Origin of the sequence: Brenneria sp. L3-3C-1 (assembly GCF_016456245.1) — a bacterium.
Classification (GTDB): Bacteria; Pseudomonadota; Gammaproteobacteria; order Enterobacterales; family Enterobacteriaceae; genus Brenneria.
On the sequence record NZ_JAEMHF010000001.1, the window covers coordinates 513709 to 534471 of the forward strand.

General features: G+C 52.7%; 19 protein-coding genes. 11 read left to right on the forward strand and 8 right to left on the reverse strand.

The features are described from left to right. Positions 1 to 91 precede the first annotated feature (91 nt). The 5 genes from JG725_RS02325 to rnd all read left to right on the forward strand — a co-directional run bounded on the left by JG725_RS02325 (position 92) and on the right by rnd (position 6685). Positions 92 to 2017 carry an ATP-dependent DNA helicase gene (locus JG725_RS02325; RefSeq protein ID WP_172287774.1) on the forward strand — a complete coding sequence of 642 codons (1926 nt, stop codon included), beginning with the start codon at positions 92 to 94 and terminating at the stop codon, positions 2015 to 2017. Positions 2018 to 2088: 71 nt separating this feature from the next. Further along, entirely contained in the window at positions 2089 to 2790 is a 702-nt protein-coding gene (gene tsaB / locus JG725_RS02330) for a tRNA (adenosine(37)-N6)-threonylcarbamoyltransferase complex dimerization subunit type 1 TsaB (protein ID WP_199376393.1), read from the forward strand. Between the two features lie 76 nt (positions 2791 to 2866). Beyond that, the gene (locus tag JG725_RS02335) at positions 2867 to 3472 is read left to right on the forward strand and encodes a Slp family lipoprotein (RefSeq protein WP_199377192.1); all 606 of its coding nucleotides are present in this window, start codon (positions 2867 to 2869) and stop codon (positions 3470 to 3472) included. A gap of 202 nt (positions 3473 to 3674) precedes the next feature. Further along, on the forward strand, positions 3675 to 5363 hold the full coding sequence (fadD, locus tag JG725_RS02340; RefSeq protein WP_172287770.1) for a long-chain-fatty-acid--CoA ligase FadD: 1689 nt from the start codon (positions 3675 to 3677) through the stop codon (positions 5361 to 5363). A 197-nt stretch (positions 5364 to 5560) separates the two neighbouring features. Continuing rightward, the gene (gene rnd, locus JG725_RS02345; RefSeq protein WP_199376395.1) at positions 5561 to 6685 is read left to right on the forward strand and encodes a ribonuclease D; all 1125 of its coding nucleotides are present in this window, start codon (positions 5561 to 5563) and stop codon (positions 6683 to 6685) included. Between the two features lie 144 nt (positions 6686 to 6829). On the opposite strand, the gene minE is transcribed toward rnd, so the two are convergent. From minE to minC, 3 genes are read right to left on the reverse strand one after another with little or no spacing between them, the layout of a single operon-like run. Next, positions 6830 to 7099, reverse strand: coding sequence for a cell division topological specificity factor MinE (minE, locus tag JG725_RS02350; protein WP_005968801.1), 270 nt, complete (start codon positions 7097 to 7099; stop codon positions 6830 to 6832). Positions 7100 to 7102: 3 nt separating this feature from the next. Further along, entirely contained in the window at positions 7103 to 7915 is an 813-nt protein-coding gene (gene minD, locus JG725_RS02355) for a septum site-determining protein MinD (protein ID WP_172287767.1), read from the reverse strand. 20 nt (positions 7916 to 7935) lie between these two features. Further along, positions 7936 to 8622 carry a septum site-determining protein MinC gene (gene minC, locus JG725_RS02360; protein WP_172287765.1) on the reverse strand — a complete coding sequence of 229 codons (687 nt, stop codon included), beginning with the start codon at positions 8620 to 8622 and terminating at the stop codon, positions 7936 to 7938. A 136-nt stretch (positions 8623 to 8758) separates the two neighbouring features. On the opposite strand from minC, the gene JG725_RS02365 reads away from it, so the two are divergent. From JG725_RS02365 to JG725_RS02380, 4 genes are all read left to right on the forward strand, one after another. After that, positions 8759 to 9016, forward strand: coding sequence for a YcgL domain-containing protein (locus tag JG725_RS02365; RefSeq protein WP_172287763.1), 258 nt, complete (start codon positions 8759 to 8761; stop codon positions 9014 to 9016). 296 nt (positions 9017 to 9312) lie between these two features. Continuing rightward, a complete protein-coding gene (locus JG725_RS02370) occupies positions 9313 to 9969 on the forward strand; it encodes a fumarylacetoacetate hydrolase family protein (RefSeq protein WP_199376397.1) in 657 nt (218 codons plus the stop codon). 101 nt (positions 9970 to 10070) lie between these two features. Further along, positions 10071 to 10517, forward strand: a complete 447-nt coding sequence (locus JG725_RS02375; RefSeq protein WP_172287760.1) for a YcgN family cysteine cluster protein — start codon at positions 10071 to 10073, stop codon at positions 10515 to 10517. Between the two features lie 89 nt (positions 10518 to 10606). Beyond that, positions 10607 to 10810: a DNA polymerase III subunit theta gene (locus JG725_RS02380; RefSeq protein ID WP_172287759.1), complete on the forward strand. Its 204-nt coding sequence runs from the start codon at positions 10607 to 10609 to the stop codon at positions 10808 to 10810. Between the two features lie 55 nt (positions 10811 to 10865). Here the strand turns inward: JG725_RS02380 and dsbB are convergent, their stop codons facing one another. Continuing rightward, positions 10866 to 11396, reverse strand: coding sequence for a disulfide bond formation protein DsbB (gene dsbB, locus JG725_RS02385; protein ID WP_172287757.1), 531 nt, complete (start codon positions 11394 to 11396; stop codon positions 10866 to 10868). A gap of 446 nt (positions 11397 to 11842) precedes the next feature. On the opposite strand from dsbB, the gene fadR reads away from it, so the two are divergent. After that, positions 11843 to 12562, forward strand: a complete 720-nt coding sequence (gene fadR / locus JG725_RS02390; protein WP_172287755.1) for a fatty acid metabolism transcriptional regulator FadR — start codon at positions 11843 to 11845, stop codon at positions 12560 to 12562. A gap of 73 nt (positions 12563 to 12635) precedes the next feature. On the opposite strand, the gene JG725_RS02395 is transcribed toward fadR, so the two are convergent. Continuing rightward, positions 12636 to 14174, reverse strand: a complete 1539-nt coding sequence (locus JG725_RS02395; protein WP_199376399.1) for a SpoVR family protein — start codon at positions 14172 to 14174, stop codon at positions 12636 to 12638. A gap of 291 nt (positions 14175 to 14465) precedes the next feature. Here JG725_RS02395 and JG725_RS02400 point away from each other — a divergent pair, with 291 nt between their 5' ends. After that, positions 14466 to 15722: a D-amino acid dehydrogenase gene (locus tag JG725_RS02400; RefSeq protein ID WP_199376401.1), complete on the forward strand. Its 1257-nt coding sequence runs from the start codon at positions 14466 to 14468 to the stop codon at positions 15720 to 15722. Here the strand turns inward: JG725_RS02400 and JG725_RS02405 are convergent. The 3 genes from JG725_RS02405 to yeaG all read right to left on the reverse strand — a co-directional run bounded on the left by JG725_RS02405 (position 15719) and on the right by yeaG (position 20385). Next, entirely contained in the window at positions 15719 to 16918 is a 1200-nt protein-coding gene (locus JG725_RS02405) for a multidrug effflux MFS transporter (RefSeq protein ID WP_199376403.1), read from the reverse strand. The genes JG725_RS02400 and JG725_RS02405 overlap by 4 nt on opposite strands. Before the next feature lie 224 nt (positions 16919 to 17142). Further along, the gene (locus JG725_RS02410) at positions 17143 to 18414 is read right to left on the reverse strand and encodes a YeaH/YhbH family protein (protein WP_172287749.1); all 1272 of its coding nucleotides are present in this window, start codon (positions 18412 to 18414) and stop codon (positions 17143 to 17145) included. A gap of 36 nt (positions 18415 to 18450) precedes the next feature. Continuing rightward, positions 18451 to 20385 (reverse strand): protein kinase YeaG, encoded by a 1935-nt coding sequence (gene yeaG, locus JG725_RS02415; protein ID WP_172287747.1) that lies wholly within the window; start codon positions 20383 to 20385, stop codon positions 18451 to 18453. Between the last annotated feature and the right edge of the window lie 378 nt (positions 20386 to 20763).

Below are 20763 nucleotides of genomic sequence, written 5' to 3' on the forward strand. Positions count from 1 at the left end.
GGTGGTAGCCGTAGTTGAGTCTTGGCATAATCGGCGCGGCGCTATCATCAGGTAACGTCGGCCGTCTGCATATCCGATAAAGAGAGACAGTGTGACAAACGATCGTGTAATAGATGATTTTGCAACCGACGGGGCGCTGGCGAAAGCCATCCGCGGATTTAAACCGCGTGAACCCCAGCGGCAAATGGCACAGGCTGTCGCTCAGGCGATTGATAAGCGGCAGGCGCTGGTGGTGGAAGCCGGAACCGGAACCGGCAAAACCTATGCGTATCTGGCGCCGGCGCTGCGATCGGATAAAAAAGTCATTATTTCGACGGGGTCGAAAGCATTACAGGATCAGCTCTATAGCCGAGACTTGCCGACGGTGGCGCAGGCGCTGAAATACAAAGGTAAATTGGCGCTGTTGAAGGGACGATCCAACTATCTGTGTCTGGAGCGCCTTGACCAACAGTCGCTGGCGGGCGGCGATCTTTCCGCGGAAACGCTAAGCGAACTGGTTCGGCTGCGGGGATGGTCTTCTGAAACGGCGGAGGGCGACGTGACGACCTGTGCCGGGGTGGCGGAAGATAGCCCGGTCTGGCCGCTGGTGACCAGCACCAATGATAATTGCCTGGGCAGTGATTGCCCGCGATATAAAGAATGTTTTGTCGTTAAGGCGCGCCGCAAAGCCATGGATGCGGATGTCGTGGTGGTCAATCACCATCTCTATCTGGCGGATATGGTGGTTAAAGAGAGTGGTTTTGCCGAACTGATCCCCGACAGCGAGGTAGTGATTTTTGACGAGGCCCATCAGATCCCGGATATCGCCAGCCAGTATTTCGGTCAGCAGCTTTCCAGCCGGCAACTGATGGATTTGGCGAAAGATATGAGCATCGCCTACCGCACCGAGGTGCGTGACGCGGCGCAATTGCAAAAGAGCGCGGATCGTCTGACGCAAAGCACCCAGGATTTCCGCCTGGCGCTGGGCGACCCCGGGTTCCGCGGCAATCTGCGCGAAATCCTCAATCAGCCGTCGCTTCAGCGCGCGCTGGTGCTGTTGGATGATGCGCTGGAGCTGTGTTATGACGTGGCTAAACTCTCGCTGGGGCGCTCAGCTTTGCTGGACGCCGCCTTTGAACGGGCGACGCTATACCGCGGGCGTTTAAAACGATTGCTGGATGTGCAGCAACCCGGTTACAGCTACTGGTATGAATGCAGTTCCCGTCACTTCGTTCTGGCGCTGACGCCGCTTTCCGTTGCCGATCGCTTTCGCGAACTGATGAAAGAAAAACCGTCGGCCTGGGTATTTACCTCCGCCACGCTGTCAGTTAATGAGCAGCTCACGCATTTTACCCGGCGGCTGGGGCTGGATGACGCCGATACCCATACCTTGCTGCTGCCCAGTCCGTTTGATTATGCCCGTCAGGCATTGCTCTGTGTGCCGCGCTATCTGCCGGAAACCCATCGACCCGGCGCCGCCCGGCAACTGGCCGCCATGCTGCGTCCGCTGATTGAGGCGAATCAGGGGCGCTGTTTTATGTTGTGCACCTCGCATCAGATGATGCGCGAGCTGGCCGCCGAATTCCGGGCAACGCTGACGTTGCCGGTTTTATTGCAGGGGGAAACCGGTAAAGCGCAACTCCTCTCGCAGTTTGTCTCGGCGGGTAACGCACTGCTGGTGGCGACCAGCAGCTTTTGGGAAGGGGTTGACGTGCGCGGCGATACGCTGTCTTGCGTGATTATCGACAAACTTCCGTTCACTTCGCCGGACGATCCGCTATTGAAGGCGCGCATTGAAGATTGCCGTTTGCGGGGCGGCGAACCCTTCGATGACGTGCAATTGCCGGATGCGGTGATCACGCTGAAACAGGGTGTAGGGCGTTTGATTCGGGATATTGACGATCGCGGCGTGCTGGTTATTTGCGATAACCGTCTGGTTATGCGCCCGTATGGCGCCGTGTTTCTCAATAGCCTGCCGCCGGCTCCCCGCACCCGCGATCTCGGCCAGGCCATCGAATTTCTTACCCGGAAAGCATAACGGAAATGTGCCGGGGGCTATGTTATGATGCGCGCCGTTAAGACTTATTTTTTATCCCGCCTGAGGTTGGCATGTCTACGCGAATTCTAGCGCTTGATACCGCGACGGAAGCCTGTTCCGTCGCACTCTGGAATGATGGTGAAATTCATTCTTTATTTGAAATTTGTCCCCGGGAACATACGCAGCGTGTGTTGCCGATGGTTCAGCAGGTGCTGGCGGAAAGCGGCCTGACGCTCAATGCGCTGGATGCGCTGGCATTTGGTCAGGGGCCGGGGAGTTTTACCGGCGTGCGTATCGGTATTGGTATTGCTCAGGGACTTGCTCTGGGCGCCGAGCTGCCGATGATCGGCGTTTCCACGCTGGCGACCCTGGCGCAGGGCGCATTTCGCCGTACCGGCGCCACGCGGGTATTGGCTGCCATTGATGCCCGCATGGGTGAAGTTTACTGGGCCAGATACCAGCAAGAGGCCGATGGGCGCTGGCAAGGCGACGCGTCTGAAGCCGTGCTGACGCCGCAACAGGCGCGGGATCTGAGCGCTGAATTGAGTGGCCGGTGGGCAACCGCCGGCACGGGATGGAAAACCTACGCCGATCTGGTGAATCACCCGGCAATAGCATTGCTGGATGGCGACACGCTGTTACCCCAAGCGGAAGATATGCTGCCGCTGGCATTGATGCAATGGCTGGACGGTCGGGCGGTAAGCGTGGAACGGGTTCAACCCCGTTATCTGCGCAATGAAGTCGCCTGGAAAAAACTGCCCGGTCGTGAATGAACAGCAACTTATTCTGTGCGATATAGTCTAATTATCAGGCCCTGGAAAAGGAGATGTCATGATTATTGCACGGTATATGAATGATAAAACGCGGCATGCCCGGCGGCAACGGGCTGTCTGGGGCGGTATCCTTATCGCCGCAGCATGGCTGCTTTCCGGATGCGTCACGGTGCCTGATGCCATCAAGGGAACTTCTCCAACGCCTCAGGACGATCTTGTGCGGGTCATGAATGCGCCGCAGCTGTATGTGGGGCAAGAGTCCCGCTTTGGCGGCCGGGTGGTCGGCATTCGGAATGAAGCCGACAAAACCCGATTGGAAATTGCCGCCATGCCGCTGGACAGCGGCGCTAAACCCCGTCTGAATCTGCCTTCCGAAGGACGCTTTATTGCTTATGTAAACCGCTTTCTGGAGCCGGTGGATTTTAAAGACAAATTAGTTACCGTTGTCGGCCCCATCACGGGAACGGAGCAGGGGGCCATCGGCGACAAGCCATACCGCTATGTGGTGGTTGACGCTCAGGGATATAAACGCTGGAATGTGGCGCAGCGTGTGGTGATGCCGCCGGGGGCTTACGGCCCGTGGGGCTGGCATGCCCGCTACGGCTATGGCTGGGGCCCCGGTTGGGGATTCGGCGGTGGATGGTACGGCCCGGCTCAGATTGAGACGGTAGTGACGGAATAAACCACCGTTGGGCACGATAGAAATCAGGCGACTCGGGTTGCCTGATTTTTTTTGAACAAGTTATTAACATAAAATAAGTGATCGGCCTCGCAACCTTGACATTGTTTGCTTTTCAACTGGTAAGCTGAGTTAAAATAATGTTAACAATCATCTGGTAGTGAGGCTGACGATGCCGCTAAAAAAATATCTCGGGAGTGATGTCTTGGACAAAATTTGGCTATCGCGCTATCCGGCAGGTGTACCCGCCGACATCGATCCGGATTGCTATTCCTCACTGGTTGAAATGTTTGAGAATGCGGTGGCGCGTTACGCCGATCGGCCTGCATTCAGCAATATGGGCGAAGTGATGACTTTCCGTAAGCTGGAAGAGCGCAGCCGGGCGTTTGCCGCCTATCTGCAAAATCAGCTTAAACTGAAGAAAGGCGACCGTGTGGCATTGATGATGCCAAATCTGTTGCAATACCCGGTGGCGTTGTTTGGCGTGCTACGGGCCGGTATGGTGGTGGTCAACGTCAATCCGCTGTACACCCCGCGTGAACTGGAATATCAGTTGAAAGACAGCGGCGCCAGCGCCATTGTGATTGTATCCAATTTCGCGCACACGCTGGAAAAGGTGGTGCATAACACTCAGGTGCGGCACGTTATCCTAACGCGCATGGGCGATCAGCTATCGACGGCGAAAGGGACGCTGGTCAATTTTGTGGTTAAGTACATTAAGCGGCTGGTGCCTAAATATCATCTGCCGGACGCCATTTCATTCCGGCGGGTGTTGCAAGAGGGGCGGCGCTTGCAATATGTGAAGCCGGATATCATCAATGCCGACCTGGCTTTCCTGCAATATACCGGCGGCACCACCGGCGTCGCCAAAGGCGCGATGCTGACTCACCGTAACTTGCAGGCGAATCTGGCGCAGTGTAAAGCGGCCTATGGCCCGGTATTGCAGGAAGGGCATGAGGTGGTGGTCACCGCACTGCCGCTGTATCATATTTTCGCCCTGACGGTGAATTGCCTGTTGTTTATCGAATTTGGCGGAACCAATCTGTTGATAACCAATCCCCGTGATATCCCCGCGCTGGTGAAGGAGTTATCGCAGCATCCGTTTACCGTCGTGGTCGGGGTCAATACGTTATTTAATGCGCTGTTGAATAATAAAGAATTTCATGAGCTGGATTTCTCGACGCTGCGATTGTCGGTCGGCGGCGGGGCCTCGGTACAGCAGGCGGTGGCCGAACGCTGGGAAAAGCTGACCGGCAAACATCTGCTGGAAGGCTATGGGCTGACGGAAAGCTCGCCGCTGGTTTCCGGCAATCCCTACGATTTGAAATATTACAGCGGAAGCATCGGTCTGCCGGTGCCGTCGACGGATGTGCGCATCATTGATGGCGAAGGCAATGATGTCGCGCCCGGCGAATCAGGGGAGCTGTGGATCCGTGGCCCGCAGGTGATGCTGGGCTATTGGCAGCAGCCCGCGGCGACCGACGAGGTATTGAAAGACGGCTGGCTGGCCACCGGTGACATTGTCACCGCGGATGATCAAGGCTTCCTGCGGGTTATCGATCGCAAAAAAGATATGATCCTGGTGTCGGGGTTTAACGTTTATCCGACTGAAATTGAAGATGTGATTACCCGCCATCCTAAAGTTTCGGAATCTGCGGTTATCGGCGTCGCCAATGACGTTTCCGGCGAGGCGGTAAAAGCCTTTGTGGTGCGTCGTGACGGTTCGCTGACCAAAGACGAACTGATCACTCACTGTCGCCGCAATCTTACCGGGTATAAAGTGCCGAAAGAAATTGAGTTTTGCGAGGATTTACCTAAATCGAATGTAGGAAAGATTTTGCGGCGGGAGTTGCGCGACGACCCCGATAAAACCAGGGAAACCGCAACGCCGTAGCAGAATGGATAGCCGCGGGTGATTTATCAGTAAAACGTCTGCCAGATGCGGGCAGGACAGGATATCATAGGTTTCAGGCATTATCGTTGACCCTGCCGATAGGCGGCGGATTACGCGCCGCGGCCAATCTCACGCCGGTATAGCCGGCGTTACTTTTTATCAATGTTTTATATTGAAACAACCAAGAGAATGATGTTTTGAATTATCAGTTGATCACCACCGACGCCGGGTTAAAACAGGTTTGCACGCATGCGCGCCAATATAAACAGGTTGCGCTGGATACCGAGTTCGTCAGAACCCGTACCTACTATCCGCAATTAGGGCTGATTCAGTTGTTCGATGGTGAACGGCTTTCGCTTATCGATCCCTTGACGATCGCCGACTGGACGCCTTTTCAGCTACTATTGCGCGACGAGCAGGTCATCAAGTTTTTGCACGCCGGCAGCGAGGATCTGGAAGTTTTCTTCAATGCGTTTGGCCTGTCTCCCGAGCCGTTTATCGATACCCAGATTTTGGCCGCTTTTTTAGGCAAGCCGCTCTCTTATGGCTTTGCGGCGTTAGTGGCCGAATATCAGGATGTCGCGCTGGATAAAAGCGAGTCGCGAACTGACTGGATGGCACGTCCATTAAGCGCCAGACAGTGCGACTATGCCGCCGCCGATGTGTTCTATCTGTTGCCGATGGCAATAAAACTGGTCGAGGAAACGGAGGCCGCCGGATGGATGGCGGCTGCGCTGGATGAGTGCCGTTTACTGTGTCAGCGCAAGCAGGAAATATTGGCTCCCGAGTTGGCCTATCGTGAAATAGGCAATGCCTGGCAGTTGCGCGGCCGTAATCTGGCCTGTCTTCAGAAGCTTGCCGAGTGGCGTCTGCGCAAAGCGCGTGAACGCGACAGCGCGGTGAATTTCGTGGTACGTGAAGAGAATCTGTGGCAGGTGGCGCGTTTTTTACCCGCGTCGCTGGGCGAGCTGGATTCGTTAGGGCTGAGCGGCCCGGAGATCCGCTATCACGGCAAAACGCTGCTGGCGTTGGTCGATCAGACTAACGCCATGACCGACGCCGACTGCCCGGCTCCGGTGATCAATCTTATCGACTATCCCGGCTATAAAAAGGCATTTAAAGATATTAAGGCGCTGGTACAACGCGTAAACGAACGTAGCGGATTATCCGCCGAACTACTGGCGTCACGGCGTCAGATTAATCGGCTGCTTAACTGGCACTGGAAATTAAGTGGCGGGAAGGAGCCGGCGCCGGAAATGTTGTCTGGCTGGCGTAATCGTTTATATGGCGATGAGCTGCGGGAAATTTTACAGGCGTATTAACGGCGGGCGTAAAAAACGTTTATTTCGGAGATATCCGAAATAAACAGAGAACCCTTTCAGCAGCAATGTCTTTTATTCAACTCGCGTATTTTTCGGTTATATAACACTCTCTGCAAATAAGCAGAGAGTGTTATGGCGGAAAAATCATTTCGGTGTTTCTTCCGCTTCCGGTAATGTGACGTTCAGTTCAAGCACGGAAATATCATCGCCTTTTTGCTCTAACTGAACGGTGACCATTTCCGGGTCGATCTGTACATATCTACAGATGACCTCCAGAATATCCCGTTTTAATTGCGGCAGATAATGGGGTTCGCTATCTCCCCGACGTCGCTCCGCGACAATAATTTGCAGCCGTTCCTTGGCAATATTGGCCGTCGTTTTTTTGCGGGACAGAAAGAAGTCGAGTAATGCCATAATTTATCCCCCAAAAAGTCGTTTAAGGAAACTTTTCTTCTCTTCTTCAACGAAGCGGAAAGGCCGCTCTTCGCCTAACAGACGATCAACGGTGTCTGAATAGGCTTTACCCGCATCGGCTTCCGGGTCTAGGATCACCGGTTCGCCCTGGTTGGACGCGCGCAGAACGGATTGATCTTCCGGGATCACCCCAACCAGCGGAATGCGGAGAATCTCAAGTACGTCCTCCATGCTCAGCATGTCGCCGCGATTGACCCGGCCGGGGTTATAGCGGGTCAACAGCAGGTGTTCTTTAATCGGCTCCTCCGAACGTTCGGCACGGCGCGATTTGGAGGACAGAATACCCAGAATACGGTCGGAGTCGCGTACTGAAGAGACTTCCGGGTTGGTGGTGATAACGGCTTCGTCGGCGAAATAGAGCGCCATCAGCGCGCCGGTTTCGATGCCGGCCGGAGAGTCGCAGACGATGAAGTCAAAAGCCATTTCGCTCAGGTCATCAAGCACTTTTTCCACGCCTTCACGGGTAAGCGCATCTTTGTCGCGGGTTTGCGACGCCGGCAGAATATAAAGATTCTCCGTCCTCTTATCTTTAATCAGCGCCTGATTTAATGTGGCATCGCCTTGAATAACATTAACAAAATCATAAACCACACGACGCTCGCACCCCATGATCAGGTCGAGGTTGCGCAGACCGATGTCAAAGTCGATGACAACCGTCTTTTTTCCTTTTTGGGCTAAACCGGTAGCAATGGCCGCGCTTGAAGTGGTCTTGCCAACGCCCCCTTTACCCGATGTAACAACAATGATGCGTGCCATAAATGTTTCCTTGAAAGGGCTTAGTCTAGAGGTTGTATGTTTAAAACGTTATCCAGCAGGTTCAGGTTAACCCTTGCCGCCTGCCCGGAAAATGAAGACGGTATCTGATCGCTAAGCCAGTAGCGGCCGGCGATCGACACCAGCTCTGCGGCCAGATGCGTACAAAATATCTGGCTCTGCACATCGCCGGATACGCCGGCCAGGGCGCGGCCGCGCATCATGCCGTAAATATGAATGTTGCCGTCGGCGATCACTTCCGCGCCCGCGCTGACGCTGCTGGTCACAATCAGATCGCAGTTCCGCGCATAGATTTGCTGGCCGGAACGAACGGGAGTGCTGATGACTTGGGTCTTCACGACGGCAGGCACCGCCATGACGGGGGGCGTCGCCCGCCGCTGCTCTTTTCCTTCGCTCAGCAGGGGCAACCCCGCTTGCGTGATAACCTGTTTCAACTGCTCGTCTTTGCATCCACTGATGCCCACGACGTGCAGCCCGGTGGAAGAAATGGCCTGCTGTAATTTTATCCAGTCGATATCCGCGGTTAACGCGGCGACATTAATGACAACGGGGGCATTTTTCAGAAAAGCCGGCGCTTGCTCGATCTTTTCCTGTAATGCCTGATAAATTACCTCGGGTTGGGGATCATGCAAATGAACAACCGATAAGGTAAAGCTGCTGCCTTTTAGTTCAATTGGCGTTTGTGACATCTATCCTGACTCAGTTTCAGCATCTTTTAATCCTCAGAGTAACATCTAAGGCATGATATTCCAGAGCGCTGTAAGCATGTTATAGTCACAATTATATACAGGCAAGACGCCATTCTCATTAAATAGAGTAAAAAAAATGTTTTGTGTGATCTACCGAAGCGCCAAACGCGAACAAACCTATCTGTATGTCGAAAAAAAAGACGATTTTTCCCGGGTGCCGGAAGAATTGATGAAAAGTTTCGGCACGCCGCATTTAGCCATGTTATTACCGCTGGACGGCAGTAAGAAATTGGCCAGCGCCGATATTGAAAAAGTTAAACGCGCGCTTGAAGATCAGGGTTTTTATCTACAGGTTCCGCCGCCGCCGGAAAATTTATTAAAAACGCTTTGGTAAATGTAAAAAAATAATACCACCGTTATTTTCGGATAATGCCTTAGTCATAATAACGTCCGGTTTATTTTTCAAAAAGAAATGCGCTTCCCTGCGGCGCGATGGCGCAGAGAGTGATGATGATGGCAGAATTGAACGGTGGAATAGGGTAAAAGGTGGGGTTGCTTCAAGGCAAGCCCTCCTTTCTCCAAAGGCTGAGTTTTGACGTGATAGCGCGTATTTCTGCAAGATTGCATTTTTATACGCTCTTATTGTGATAAGTGTAATATTTACCCAACTGACAGGGCAGGAGACGATTCATGTATCAACACAGAGACTGGCAGGGGGCGCTGCTTGATTTCCCGGTAAACAAAGTGGTGTGCGTTGGCAGCAACTATTCCGCGCACATTAAAGAAATGGGAAGCGCGACGCCGACTGAACCCGTTTTATTCATCAAGCCGGAAACTGCGCTGTGCGATTTACGTCAGCCAGTCGCTATTCCCAAAAATCTCGGCTCGGTACATCATGAGGTCGAACTGGCGGTGCTGATTGGCACGCCGCTTAAGCAGGCGAATGAAGAACGGGTCGCGCGGGCGATCGCCGGTTACGGCGTGGCGCTGGATTTGACGCTGCGCGACGTACAGTCCGCATGCAAAAAAGCGGGGCAACCGTGGGAAAAAGCGAAGGCATTTGATGGCTCCTGCCCGATCTCCGGCTTTATTCCGGTGGCCGAATTCGGCGATCCGCAGCAGACCGAACTGAGGGTGAAAGTGAATGACGACGTTCGCCAGCAGGGGAACACCCGCGATATGATTACACCGATCCTGCCGTTGATTGCCTATATGAGCCGCTTCTTTACGTTACGGGCCGGCGATATCATTCTGACCGGAACGCCTCAAGGGGTTGGGCCGATTCAGTCTGGCGATATGCTGAAAATCACCGTCAATGACCGTACCCTCAACACCCGTATTATCTAAATGCCGTGCTACCCGCGTCGGTGCGGACGGGTAGCAAAACTTGCCTCGGCGTGTTAAACCCGTTATACAGAGCGCCCCAACAGATTAACCCGGAAAGAAAAATGACTGAACGCCCTTTTTGGCAGCAAAAGACCTTATCCGACATGACCGACGACGAATGGGAGTCGCTGTGCGATGGCTGCGGGCAGTGCTGTTTGAATAAACTCATTGATGAGGATACGGAGGAGATTTACTTTACCAACGTCGCCTGTAATCAGCTGAATATAAAAAGCTGCCAATGTCGTAATTACAGCCGGCGCTTTGAGTATGAACCTGACTGCATCAAACTTACCCGCGAAAATTTGCTGACCTTTAACTGGTTGCCGGCCACCTGCGCCTATCGGCTCATCCATGAAAAAAAAGGGTTGCCGCAATGGCATCCGTTGATTACCGGCTCTAAAGCAGCGATGCACGGCGAGCGCATTTCTGTCCGGCACATTGCCGTGCGGGAAAATGAGGTTGTGGATTGGCAAGACCATATCCTGAACAAGCCGGCGTGGGCCAGATAACGTCATATTTTGCTGCGCCTCTCCCAGGTGAAAATCCAAATGTGTTGTATAATTTTAATACAACAACGGCGAAACAAAGGGGGGAGCAGATGATTAACTTTGAAAAGATGATTCTTGGGTACAGCGATCAGTACGCTGACTTTGCTGCTTCAACGATTGCTTTCATGGAGAGTCAGAAAAAAAAGATTAATGCTGATGAAATAGCGGAAAAAATCCCACAAGAGAAAAGGCAGTATTTCATAGAAAGATTAGACCATTACAGGGATATTTATGGAGCACAGCAGCAACGATAGCTAAGAAAGCCCGGTTTTTTCATCCGGGCTTTCTTTCTGGCCGTACGCTAATTTTTCAGCGGCTGAAAAGATCGCGACGCTTAGGGCGGAAAGGCTGAGCAATTAACACCAGCACCGCAATCAGCAAATAGACGGCGAATATCCCCACCAGCCACTGCGGCATTTCCAGCGAAAGAAATTGCCATTGACGTTCCGCGCAATCCCCCGTTGCGTTGAAGACGGCGGGGAGCCATTTATCCAGCGGCAACCATGACGGAAAACTGACGAAAAAGTCGCAGGTATTAAAAGGCGATGGGTGCAGCAGGATATCCGTATGCTTCCAGGCCAGACGCAGCCCTTCATATGCGCTGTATATCCATAGCGCAATAGCGGGATAACGTAACAGGCTGGCTGGCGCTATCGCGCCTAACAAACCGGCGCCCATGATGCCGAACAGCGCATTACGCTGATAAATGCAAAGCACGCAGGGCTTCAATAGCATGACATGCTGGAAATAAAGCGCGACCAATTCCAGGATTAAGGCCGTGAATGCTAATAGCAACCAGGCTCCGCGCCCGCGCGAGCAACGGTTGAGAAATCGCAACATACGAGTATTCCATGCTAAAAATGATCGAATCAGCAGCGTAAACCTGGCCGGTTTCACTACCATCATTTCACTGTGCAAACTGTAACAAAGGTATTTATTTGATTCTCTTCTTTATTCAGCGATAGTTCAACACCACTGAAAGCTGCTGACGGTACTTACTATCGCCTGACCACTATACACGATCGCGGCCGTTAATGACGGCCATAACCACGCCTGATCGACGCAGAGGCGCTTTTTCATCGCTAAACGTATTGGACTCGGGGCCAGAGGAAAAATTCAATAGCCGGCCGGTTATATAGCGTGGACGCTTTGGGTGGTTTTGCCGGTGGTCACAGTTTTAGGTTGAATTTGTCGGGCGTATCGCCGCCATACTATGTCATGTTTAGTTCGTCTGGTATGATGAGCTAAGCTTTCATCAGTAAATATCGCTACGGAATATCAAACTCATGGTAATAAAGGCGCAAAGTCCGGCCGGATTCGCGGAAGAATATATCATTGAAAGTATATGGAATAACCGCTTTCCTCCGGGGTCGATTCTGCCGGCAGAAAGAGAGCTTTCCGAGCTGATAGGGGTGACGCGCACCACATTGCGAGAAGTGCTTCAGCGATTGGCCCGTGACGGCTGGTTGACCATTCAGCATGGTAAACCAACGAGAATCAACAACTTCTGGGAAACCTCGGGGCTGAATATTCTGGAAACGCTGGCCCGGCTCGATCACGATAGCGTCCCGCAACTCATTGATAATCTTCTGGCGGTTCGTACCAATATCGCGGCTATTTTTATCCGTACGGCGTTACGGCAACACCCGGAAAAGACCCGCGAAGTCTTACAGCAAACCGCATCGGTGGATGATAATGCGGATTCTTTCGCCCAGCTTGATTACAACGTATTCCGCGGCCTGGCGTTTGCGTCCGGTAATCCGATTTACGGCCTGATCCTGAACGGCTTGAAAGGGCTGTATATTCGCGTGGGCCGTTACTATTTTTCTAATCCTGACGCGCGAAAACTGGCTTTGGATTTCTATAGCCGGCTGGAAACGCTGTGTCATGACGGATTATATGAGCAGGTGATGGATGTGGTGCGTCATTATGGTAAGGAAAGCGGTGCGATCTGGCATAGCATGCAGAGCGCCATTCCACGCGATATCGCTGAAATCCGTCGCTGATGACGAAAAGGGTATTCAGGCTGTTATCTGAATACCCTTTATCAACGGGCGTTTTGCTATCAATGTTCGAGCGCTATGAGGACGATACGCTGCGTGGCGGACACCGCTCCAGCAACTCGATGCTGCCATCGTCATTCGCCTGTTCCATAAATACCTCAAATCCCCACAAGCGATGAACATGCTTCATCACTTCATTCCTGCTTTTATCCAGCGGCGCACGGTTATGCGGGATATAGCGTAAAGTCATGGAACGATTACCGCGCAAATCCACATTCCAGACCTGAATATTCGGTTCAAGATGGCTGAGGTTATATTGCGCGGACAACTCCTGCCGGATTAATCGATAGCCTTCTTCATCATGAATCGCGGCGATTTCCAGATAATTATTCTGATCGTCGTCAAGAACGGTAAACAGGCGGAAATCGCGCATCAGCTTCGGCGACAGGAACTGGCTGATAAAACTTTCATCTTTAAAGTTCTGCATGGCGAAATGAAGCGTGTCGAGCCAGTCTTTACCGGCGATATCCGGGAACCAGTAACGATCTTCCTCCGTAGGTTCCTGACAGATGCGCTTAATGTCCTGAAACATCGCAAAGCCCAGTGCGTAGGGATTGATCCCGCTGTAGTACGGGCTGTTATACGGCGGCTGGTATATGACGTTGGTATGGCTATGCAGGAATTCCAGCATAAAACGTTCGGAAACCCGGCCTTCATCATATAGGTGGTTAAGAATGGTGTAGTGCCAGAACGTGGCCCATCCTTCATTCATCACCTGAGTCTGTTTCTGCGGGTAGAAATACTGGCTGACCTTACGGACAATCCGTAAAATTTCTCGCTGCCAGGGTTCCAGCAGCGGCGCGTTTTTTTCCATAAAGTAGAGCAGGTTTTCCTGCGGCTCTTGCGGGAAACGCCGCGCTTGTTCCTGAGAAACGCCCTGTTCGCGGCGGGGAAGCGTTTTCCACAAATCGTTGACCTGACTTTGCAAATAGGCTTCACGGCTCTTCTGCCGGGATTTTTCCTCTTCCAACGATATTTTCTGCGGACGTTTGTAGCGATCGACACCATAGTTCATCAGTGCGTGACAGGAATCCAGCAGTTGTTCCACCTCTTCCACGCCGTAGCGCTCTTCGCATTGCGCAATATACTGCCGGGCGAAAATCAAATAATCGACAATCGAGCCGGCGTCAGTCCAACTGCGGAACAGATAATTGCCTTTGAAGAAGGAGTTATGTCCGTAGCAGGCGTGAGCCATGACCAACGCCTGCATGGGCAGCGTATTTTCTTCCATCAGATAAGCGATACAAGGGTCTGAGTTGATAACGATTTCGTAAGCCAGACCTTGTTGACCGTGCTTGTAACGCTGCTCGGTTTCGATAAATTTTTTCCCGAATGACCAGTGAGAATAGTTGATCGGCATACCGATGCTGGAATAGGCATCCATCATTTGTTCGGACGTAATCACTTCAATTTGATGAGGATAGGTGTCCAGACGATAAAGTTTCGCTACCCGATCTATCTCATCCAGATAGACCTGCAATAACTCAAACGACCAGTCTGGCCCATCGTCCAGGTGATGCGTTTTTTTTACCGGGTTATCAGTCGATATAGCCATCAGCGCGCCCCTTACGTGATTCGTCTGCACCATATCGTACAGACATTATTAATCGTAGCTCAATCTGATAAAAGTGACGTAAAAACGGTAGGTTGGCAGAAAATATTCATGGCATAGGTTCGTATAATAGGCTGTTCGCACCGCTAACGAACAATAGATAAATGCTATATCTACACCTGATGACAATTTTTACCTAAATGCTAGAGTAGTCTTTTATTCTAATAGACAATCGATTATCCAGCATATTACAGGGTTACGGTAAATCGGAATCATTGAGGGAGAGAAGTAAAGATGCGGGTTGCAATTCTAGGGAGCGGCGTTATTGGGGTAAGCAGTGCCTGGTATCTGGCGCAGGCCGGGCATGAGGTGACGATCATCGACCGGCAGCCGGAGCCGGCGCTTGAAACCAGCGCCGGCAATGCCGGACAGATCTCCCCGGGTTATTCCGCTCCCTGGGCCGCGCCGGGTATCCCGTTGAAAGCCGTCAAATGGTTGTTTCAGCGGCATGCTCCGCTGGCGATCCGGCCGGATTTTTCGACTGAACAGTTGCGTTGGATGTGGCAGATGCTGCTGAATTGCGACAGCAGCCATTACAAAATCAATAAAGCCCGTATGGTTCGGTTGGCTGAATACAGCCGGGATTGTTTGCAGACGCTGCGTCAGAAAACCGATATCCAATATGAAGGCCGGCAGGGCGGCACGCTGCAATTGTTCCGCACGGCGCAGCAATACGAAAACGCGGCCCGCGATATCACGGTATTGAAAGAGGCGGGCGTACCTTATCAACTGCTGGATAAGCTGCAATTGTCCACCGTCGAACCTGCGCTGGCGAACGTGACGGATAAACTCACCGGCGGCTTGCGTCTGCCGCATGATGAAACGGGGGATTGTCAGTTATTCACCCGCCAACTGGCGAAAATGGCCGCGGACGCCGGCGTGGTATTTAAGTTCGGTATGGCCGTTCGCCATCTACAGGTGGAAGGGCAACAGATCGTTGGCGTGCAATGTGATGATGAAGTGTTAACCGCGGATGCTTATGTCATGGCCTGCGGTTCATATTCTACCGGGCTGTTGCGCGATTGGTTCGCTATTCCGGTTTATCCGCTTAAAGGCTACTCCCTGACCATTCCGCTGGCGGATGCCAGCGCCGCGCCGGTTTCCACGGTGCTGGACGAAACCTATAAGGTCGCCATCACGCGCTTTGATCGGCGTATCCGCGTAGGGGGCATGGCGGAAATCGTCGGTTTCAATACCTCGCTGAATGGGAGACGGCGTGAAACGTTGGAGAGGGTGGTACGCGATCTTTACCCGCATTGCGGGCCGATTGAGCAGGCGACGTTCTGGACCGGGTTACGTCCTATGACGCCGGACGGCACGCCGTTGGTCGGACGTTCGCCGCTGAAAAACCTGTACCTGAATACCGGGCATGGCACCTTAGGCTGGACGATGGCCTGTGGCTCAGGCCAACTGCTGGCCGATATTATTTCGGGTAAAACGCCGGATATTCAATCCGACGATTTATCGGTATTCCGCTACGCCAAGGTCTAACGCTGAGGCAGCGGTGTAATGCGGCCTTTCAACGTGCGGGTTAACAGCCTGGCCCGGACGGCCAGCAACGCCGCGCACAGCATGACCATCGCCAGTGACACTTTAGCGGGCAGCGGCAATGCCATCGCCGCCAGCCCTAATACCGCGCCGCCGGCCATCTGAATAAAGCCGACCATCGCCGAGGCAATCCCGGCTTCATTGGAGTACGGTTCCAGCGCGTAGCTGGTGGCCGGGCCGATTAAAAATGCCAGCCCGGCGCAGGCCAGTCCGACGGGCAGCATGTAGCTTGGCCAGCTATTCTGCAAATGCGGCGGCAGCAGGGCAACGCCCAGAAGAAGGCTGAGGAATCCGGCCCCCATCAGTATGCTGCCCATCGTCAGACAAACCGGCCGGCCGGCTTTGCGAATAATCCGGTTGGCAAAAAAGCTGACCAGCATAATCCAAAAGCCATTTCCGCCGAAAGCGAATGAAAACTGCAACGGCGTCAACTGCGCCTGATTCATCAATACCACTGATGAAAAGGTGACATAGGTCAGCGCCATTCCCATTGCTCCCGCATTGACTAACGCAAAGACTAAAAAGCGCGGATTGGATAAAATGCGGGCATATTGCCGCAGGGGCAACTCACGAATAGGCAGGGTTGTGTCCGGCCTGGTTTCGGGCAGAAAAAAGCCGATCAACACCAGGATCACCGCGCTGTAGCCGGTCAGAAACCAGAACGGCGCGCGCCAGCCAAAGGCTTCGGCCAGCAGTCCGCCGAGCAACGGCGCCAATGCCGGCACGATGTTGAGCGTGCCGTTAAGAAAACCGTATGTTCGGGCGGCATCATTGCCATTCAGTCTGTCGCGTACGCAACTGAAAATCGCCACGGCGGTGCAGCAGACGGCGATACCTTGAAAAAGGCGTGAAACAATAAAAACGACGGCATCATTTGCCAACGCCGCCATCGCCGCCCCGATGATGTAGAGAATCACGCCGGCAAGCGCCATCGGTCGGCGACCGTACATGTCTACCAGCGGGCCGGCGACCAGTTGGCCCAAACCCATCACCAGAATAAACAGTGCGATAGTTGATTGAATCAGAGGTTCCGAGCTATTCAATCCTTGAGCAATGGCGGGGATCAGGGGTAAATAAATATCGATGCCCAGCGGCCCCAGTAATACCAGAGCCAGCAAGAGCAGAACAAATTTTTGCATCACCAGACAGAAACCTAAATTTTATTTACCGATAGGGTAATGCCCGCGGTTCATGAATGAAAGCGTTATATTGGTGACGTTGTAACAAAAGATGCCGTTGCGCTAATTCGTGCAGGCCGAACTATCGCGCGTTGACCACAAAATCGCGCTCGAACGTAGCGAACCGGCAGGGGATGGGGAGCATAAAATCAGCCAGAAAAGAGTAACTGGCTGGTTTATTTATGCTAATTACCGACGGTCTGTTTACGGAAAAGTTCGCGGAAAACCGGATAGATATCATCCGGATCGCGAATATGCTGCATAGCAAAATTGTCGAACTCATCGCGCAACATTTCATATTCACGCCACAGCGTTTGATGTGAACGCCGGGTGATTTCAATGTAGCTGTAATAGCGCACCATCGGCAGCAGTTGTTTGGCCAGGATCTGGTGGCACAGCGGTGAGTCGTCGGCCCAGTTATCGCCGTCGGATGCCTGGGCGGCATAAATATTCCATTGCGACGGGTCATAACGTTCCTTGACGACTTCTTCCATAAGCTTTAAGGCGCTGGAAACGATGGTCCCGCCCGTTTCCTGTGAATAGAAGAACTCTTGCTCATCCACCTCTTTGGCCTGCGTGTGGTGGCGAATATAAACGACATCGACGTTTTTATAGTTTCTGCTGAGAAACAGGTAGAGCAGAATATAAAAGCGCTTAGCCATATCTTTTGTCGCCTGATCCATGGAGCCGGAAACATCCATCAGACAAAACATCACCGCCTGACTGGATGGCTCGGCCCGGCGTTCATAGTTTTTGTAACGCAGGTCAAACGTATCGATAAACGGCACGCGGGCAATCTTTTGGCGCAGCTCGGCAATCTCCTGGCGCAGACGCTCTTCTTCCAGCAGCTGCGCCGGCTCGGTGTTCGCCAGTTGCTCCAGCGTTTCCTCCAGGACATGCAACTCCCGGCGTTTGCCCGCGGTCATTGCCATCCGTCGAGCCAGCGAGTTTTGCAACGAGCGCACCACGCTGATATTCGCGGGAACGCCATTGGCGGTGTAACCCGCCCGATGGGTTTTGTACTCATTAAGCTGCCGGTGCTGGGTTTTTTTCAGATTCGGCAGCGCCAAATCCTCAAACAGCAGATCCAGATATTCATCCTTGGAGATCTGAAACACAAACTCATCCTGGCCTTCGCCGTCTTTACTGGCATCGCCCTGACCGGAGCCGCCGCCGCCTCCCTGCGGCCGCTCGATTCGGTCATTCTGTACAAAGTGATCGTTCCCGGGATGGACGCGATGACGCCGTCCTCCGCGGCCCTGATGAAACATGGGTTCGCTGATGTCCCCATTGGGGATCGACACCGACTCCCCGCTTTCGATATCCGTCACCGAACGCTTATTGATGGCCTCGGAAATCGACTGTTTTATTTGCGACTTATAGCGGCGTAGAAAGCGCTGGCGGTTAACCATGCTTTTGTTTTTGCCATTAAGCCGTCGATCAATGAAATAGGCCATATTTCCCCCAAACGACATTGCCAGCATCGTGCCGCATTATGATGACTTCCTCACGCGCAGATACCATTCGCACAGCAAACGAACCTGCTTGCGGGTGTAGCCTTTCTCCATCATGCGATCGACGAAATCATCATGCTTCTTCTGTTCATCCGTTGAGGTTTTGGTATTAAACGAAATCACCGGCAACAGCTCTTCGGTGTTGGAGAACATTTTCTTCTCAATCACCGTCCGCAGTTTCTCATAACTGGTCCAGTTCGGATTCCGTCCGCTGTTGTTGGCGCGGGCGCGCAGCACAAAGTTGACGATTTCGTTACGAAAATCTTTGGGATTGCTGATCCCCGCAGGTTTCTCAATTTTCTCCAGCTCGGCGTTCAGCGACTCGCGGTCAAACAGTTGACCGGTATCCGGGTCGCGGTATTCCTGATCCTGGATCCAGAAATCAGCATAGGTGACATAACGATCAAAGATGTTCTGCCCGTATTCGGAGTAGGACTCCAGATAGGCTGTCTGAATTTCTTTGCCGATAAATTCCGCATATTTGGGGATCAGGTAACCTTTCAGGTGTTCCAGGTATTTTTCCGCCAGCTCCTGCGGGAATTGCTCGCGTTCAATCTGTTGCTCCAGCACATAGAACAGGTGTACCGGGTTAGCCGCCACTTCGCTGTGATCGAAATTAAATACCCGGGAAAGGATCTTAAAGGCGAAACGGGTTGAAAGACCGTTCATGCCTTCGTCCACGCCGGCATAATCACGGTATTCCTGATAGGATTTCGCTTTCGGATCGGTATCTTTCAAGCTTTCGCCGTCATAAACCCGCATCTTCGAATAGAGGCTGGAGTTTTCAGGTTCTTTCAGGCGCGACAAGATCGAGAAACGGGCCAGCGTTTCCAGCGTACCCGGCGCGCAAGGGGCATGCGTGAGTTCGCTGTGGTTAAGCAGTTTGTCATAAATCTTGACCTCTTCAGAGACGCGCAGGCAATAGGGCACTTTCACGATGTAGACGCGGTCAAGGAAGGCCTCATTGTTTTTGTTGTTACGGAACTGCACCCATTCAGATTCATTGGAGTGCGCCAGGATGATGCCGTTAAACGGCAGGGCGGCGATGCCTTCCGTACCGTTGTAGTTACCTTCCTGCGTTGCCGTCAGCAGCGGATGCAGCACTTTAATCGGCGCTTTGAACATTTCGACGAATTCCATGATGCCCTGGTTGGCGCGGCAGAGTGCGCCGGAGTATCCGTAAGCATCGGGATCGTTCTGGGCGTAATGTTCCAGTTTGCGGATATCGACTTTCCCGACCAGCGCCGAAATATCCTGATTGTTTTCATCCCCCGGCTCCGTCTTGGCGATAGCCACCTGCGCCAGAATGGACGGCCAGACTTTAATCACTTTGAATTTAGTGATGTCGCCGCCAAATTCCTGCAAACGCTTAGCCGCCCAGGGTGACATGATGGTGCCCAGATACCGCCGCGGAATGGCGTACTCTTTCTCCAGAATGGCGGCGTCTTCCTGCGGGTTGAACAGGCACAGCGGATGATCGTTGACCGGGCTGCGTTCGCCGTTGGCACTGAGAATATAAATGGGAACATGCTGCATCAGCACTTTCAGGCGTTCAGCCAGGGAGGATTTACCCCCGCCCACCGGCCCCAGCAGATACAGAATCTGTTTCTTCTCTTCCAATCCTTGAGCGGCGTGTTTCAGGTAAGCCACGATTTGTTCTATGGCGTCTTCCATACCATAAAACTCTTCAAAAGCAGGATAGCGGGCAATGACCCGATTCGAAAATAAACGGGATAAGCGCGATTCATGAGCGGTATCCACCATCATGGGTTCACCGATGGCCATTAGTAATCGCTCAGCCGCATTCGCATACGCACTACGATCTTGCTGACAGATGGTAAGGAATTCCTGCAATGTGAACTCTTCATCCTTGGCAGCGTCGTAGCGCTGACGGTAATGATCAAATATGTTCATAGCGATGCCCGTCCTTCGTCGATTAGCACAGATTAAGAGAGCGTGTGGAATTTGCACAACCTATAATGTATTAGCTCTCCGAAAGAAGAAATCCCCCTGAGTACAGCAACCCTTATGCCAACTTGTGGTGCAAAGCGAGATTGTGCTTTTATGCCGGCTCGTAGACTCGGAAAACTTCACCTTCTCTATTAAAGCGTAGTTTGCATCCGCAAAAATTTCTCTACCCGGAAGACATATTTTTAAGATATTTCAATGACTCACTTCCTGAGCATAGCGTGTAACATCCCGTCTGGTGGGTGTTGACGCCGTGTTTGTGAGACTGCGGCAATATTGATATAAGTAACTCGCCGCCTTATTTTTATGTAAACCAGGCGAGAG

Coding starts and splice junctions, on each gene's coding strand:
- tsaB (WP_199376393.1), top strand. CDS start 2,089: ATGTCTACGCGAATTCTAGCGCTTGATACCGCGACGGAAGCCTGTTCC.
- JG725_RS02335 (WP_199377192.1), top strand. CDS start 2,867: ATGAATGATAAAACGCGGCATGCCCGGCGGCAACGGGCTGTCTGGGGC.
- minE (WP_005968801.1), bottom strand. CDS start 7,099: ATGGCATTACTCGACTTCTTTCTGTCCCGCAAAAAAACGACGGCCAAT.
- minD (WP_172287767.1), bottom strand. CDS start 7,915: ATGGCACGCATCATTGTTGTTACATCGGGTAAAGGGGGCGTTGGCAAG.
- minC (WP_172287765.1), bottom strand. CDS start 8,622: ATGTCACAAACGCCAATTGAACTAAAAGGCAGCAGCTTTACCTTATCG.
- JG725_RS02365 (WP_172287763.1), top strand. CDS start 8,759: ATGTTTTGTGTGATCTACCGAAGCGCCAAACGCGAACAAACCTATCTG.
- JG725_RS02370 (WP_199376397.1), top strand. CDS start 9,313: ATGTATCAACACAGAGACTGGCAGGGGGCGCTGCTTGATTTCCCGGTA.
- JG725_RS02375 (WP_172287760.1), top strand. CDS start 10,071: ATGACTGAACGCCCTTTTTGGCAGCAAAAGACCTTATCCGACATGACC.
- JG725_RS02380 (WP_172287759.1), top strand. CDS start 10,607: ATGATTAACTTTGAAAAGATGATTCTTGGGTACAGCGATCAGTACGCT.
- dsbB (WP_172287757.1), bottom strand. CDS start 11,396: ATGTTGCGATTTCTCAACCGTTGCTCGCGCGGGCGCGGAGCCTGGTTG.
- fadR (WP_172287755.1), top strand. CDS start 11,843: ATGGTAATAAAGGCGCAAAGTCCGGCCGGATTCGCGGAAGAATATATC.
- JG725_RS02395 (WP_199376399.1), bottom strand. CDS start 14,174: ATGGCTATATCGACTGATAACCCGGTAAAAAAAACGCATCACCTGGAC.
- JG725_RS02400 (WP_199376401.1), top strand. CDS start 14,466: ATGCGGGTTGCAATTCTAGGGAGCGGCGTTATTGGGGTAAGCAGTGCC.
- JG725_RS02405 (WP_199376403.1), bottom strand. CDS start 16,918: ATGCAAAAATTTGTTCTGCTCTTGCTGGCTCTGGTATTACTGGGGCCG.
- JG725_RS02410 (WP_172287749.1), bottom strand. CDS start 18,414: ATGGCCTATTTCATTGATCGACGGCTTAATGGCAAAAACAAAAGCATG.
- yeaG (WP_172287747.1), bottom strand. CDS start 20,385: ATGAACATATTTGATCATTACCGTCAGCGCTACGACGCTGCCAAGGAT.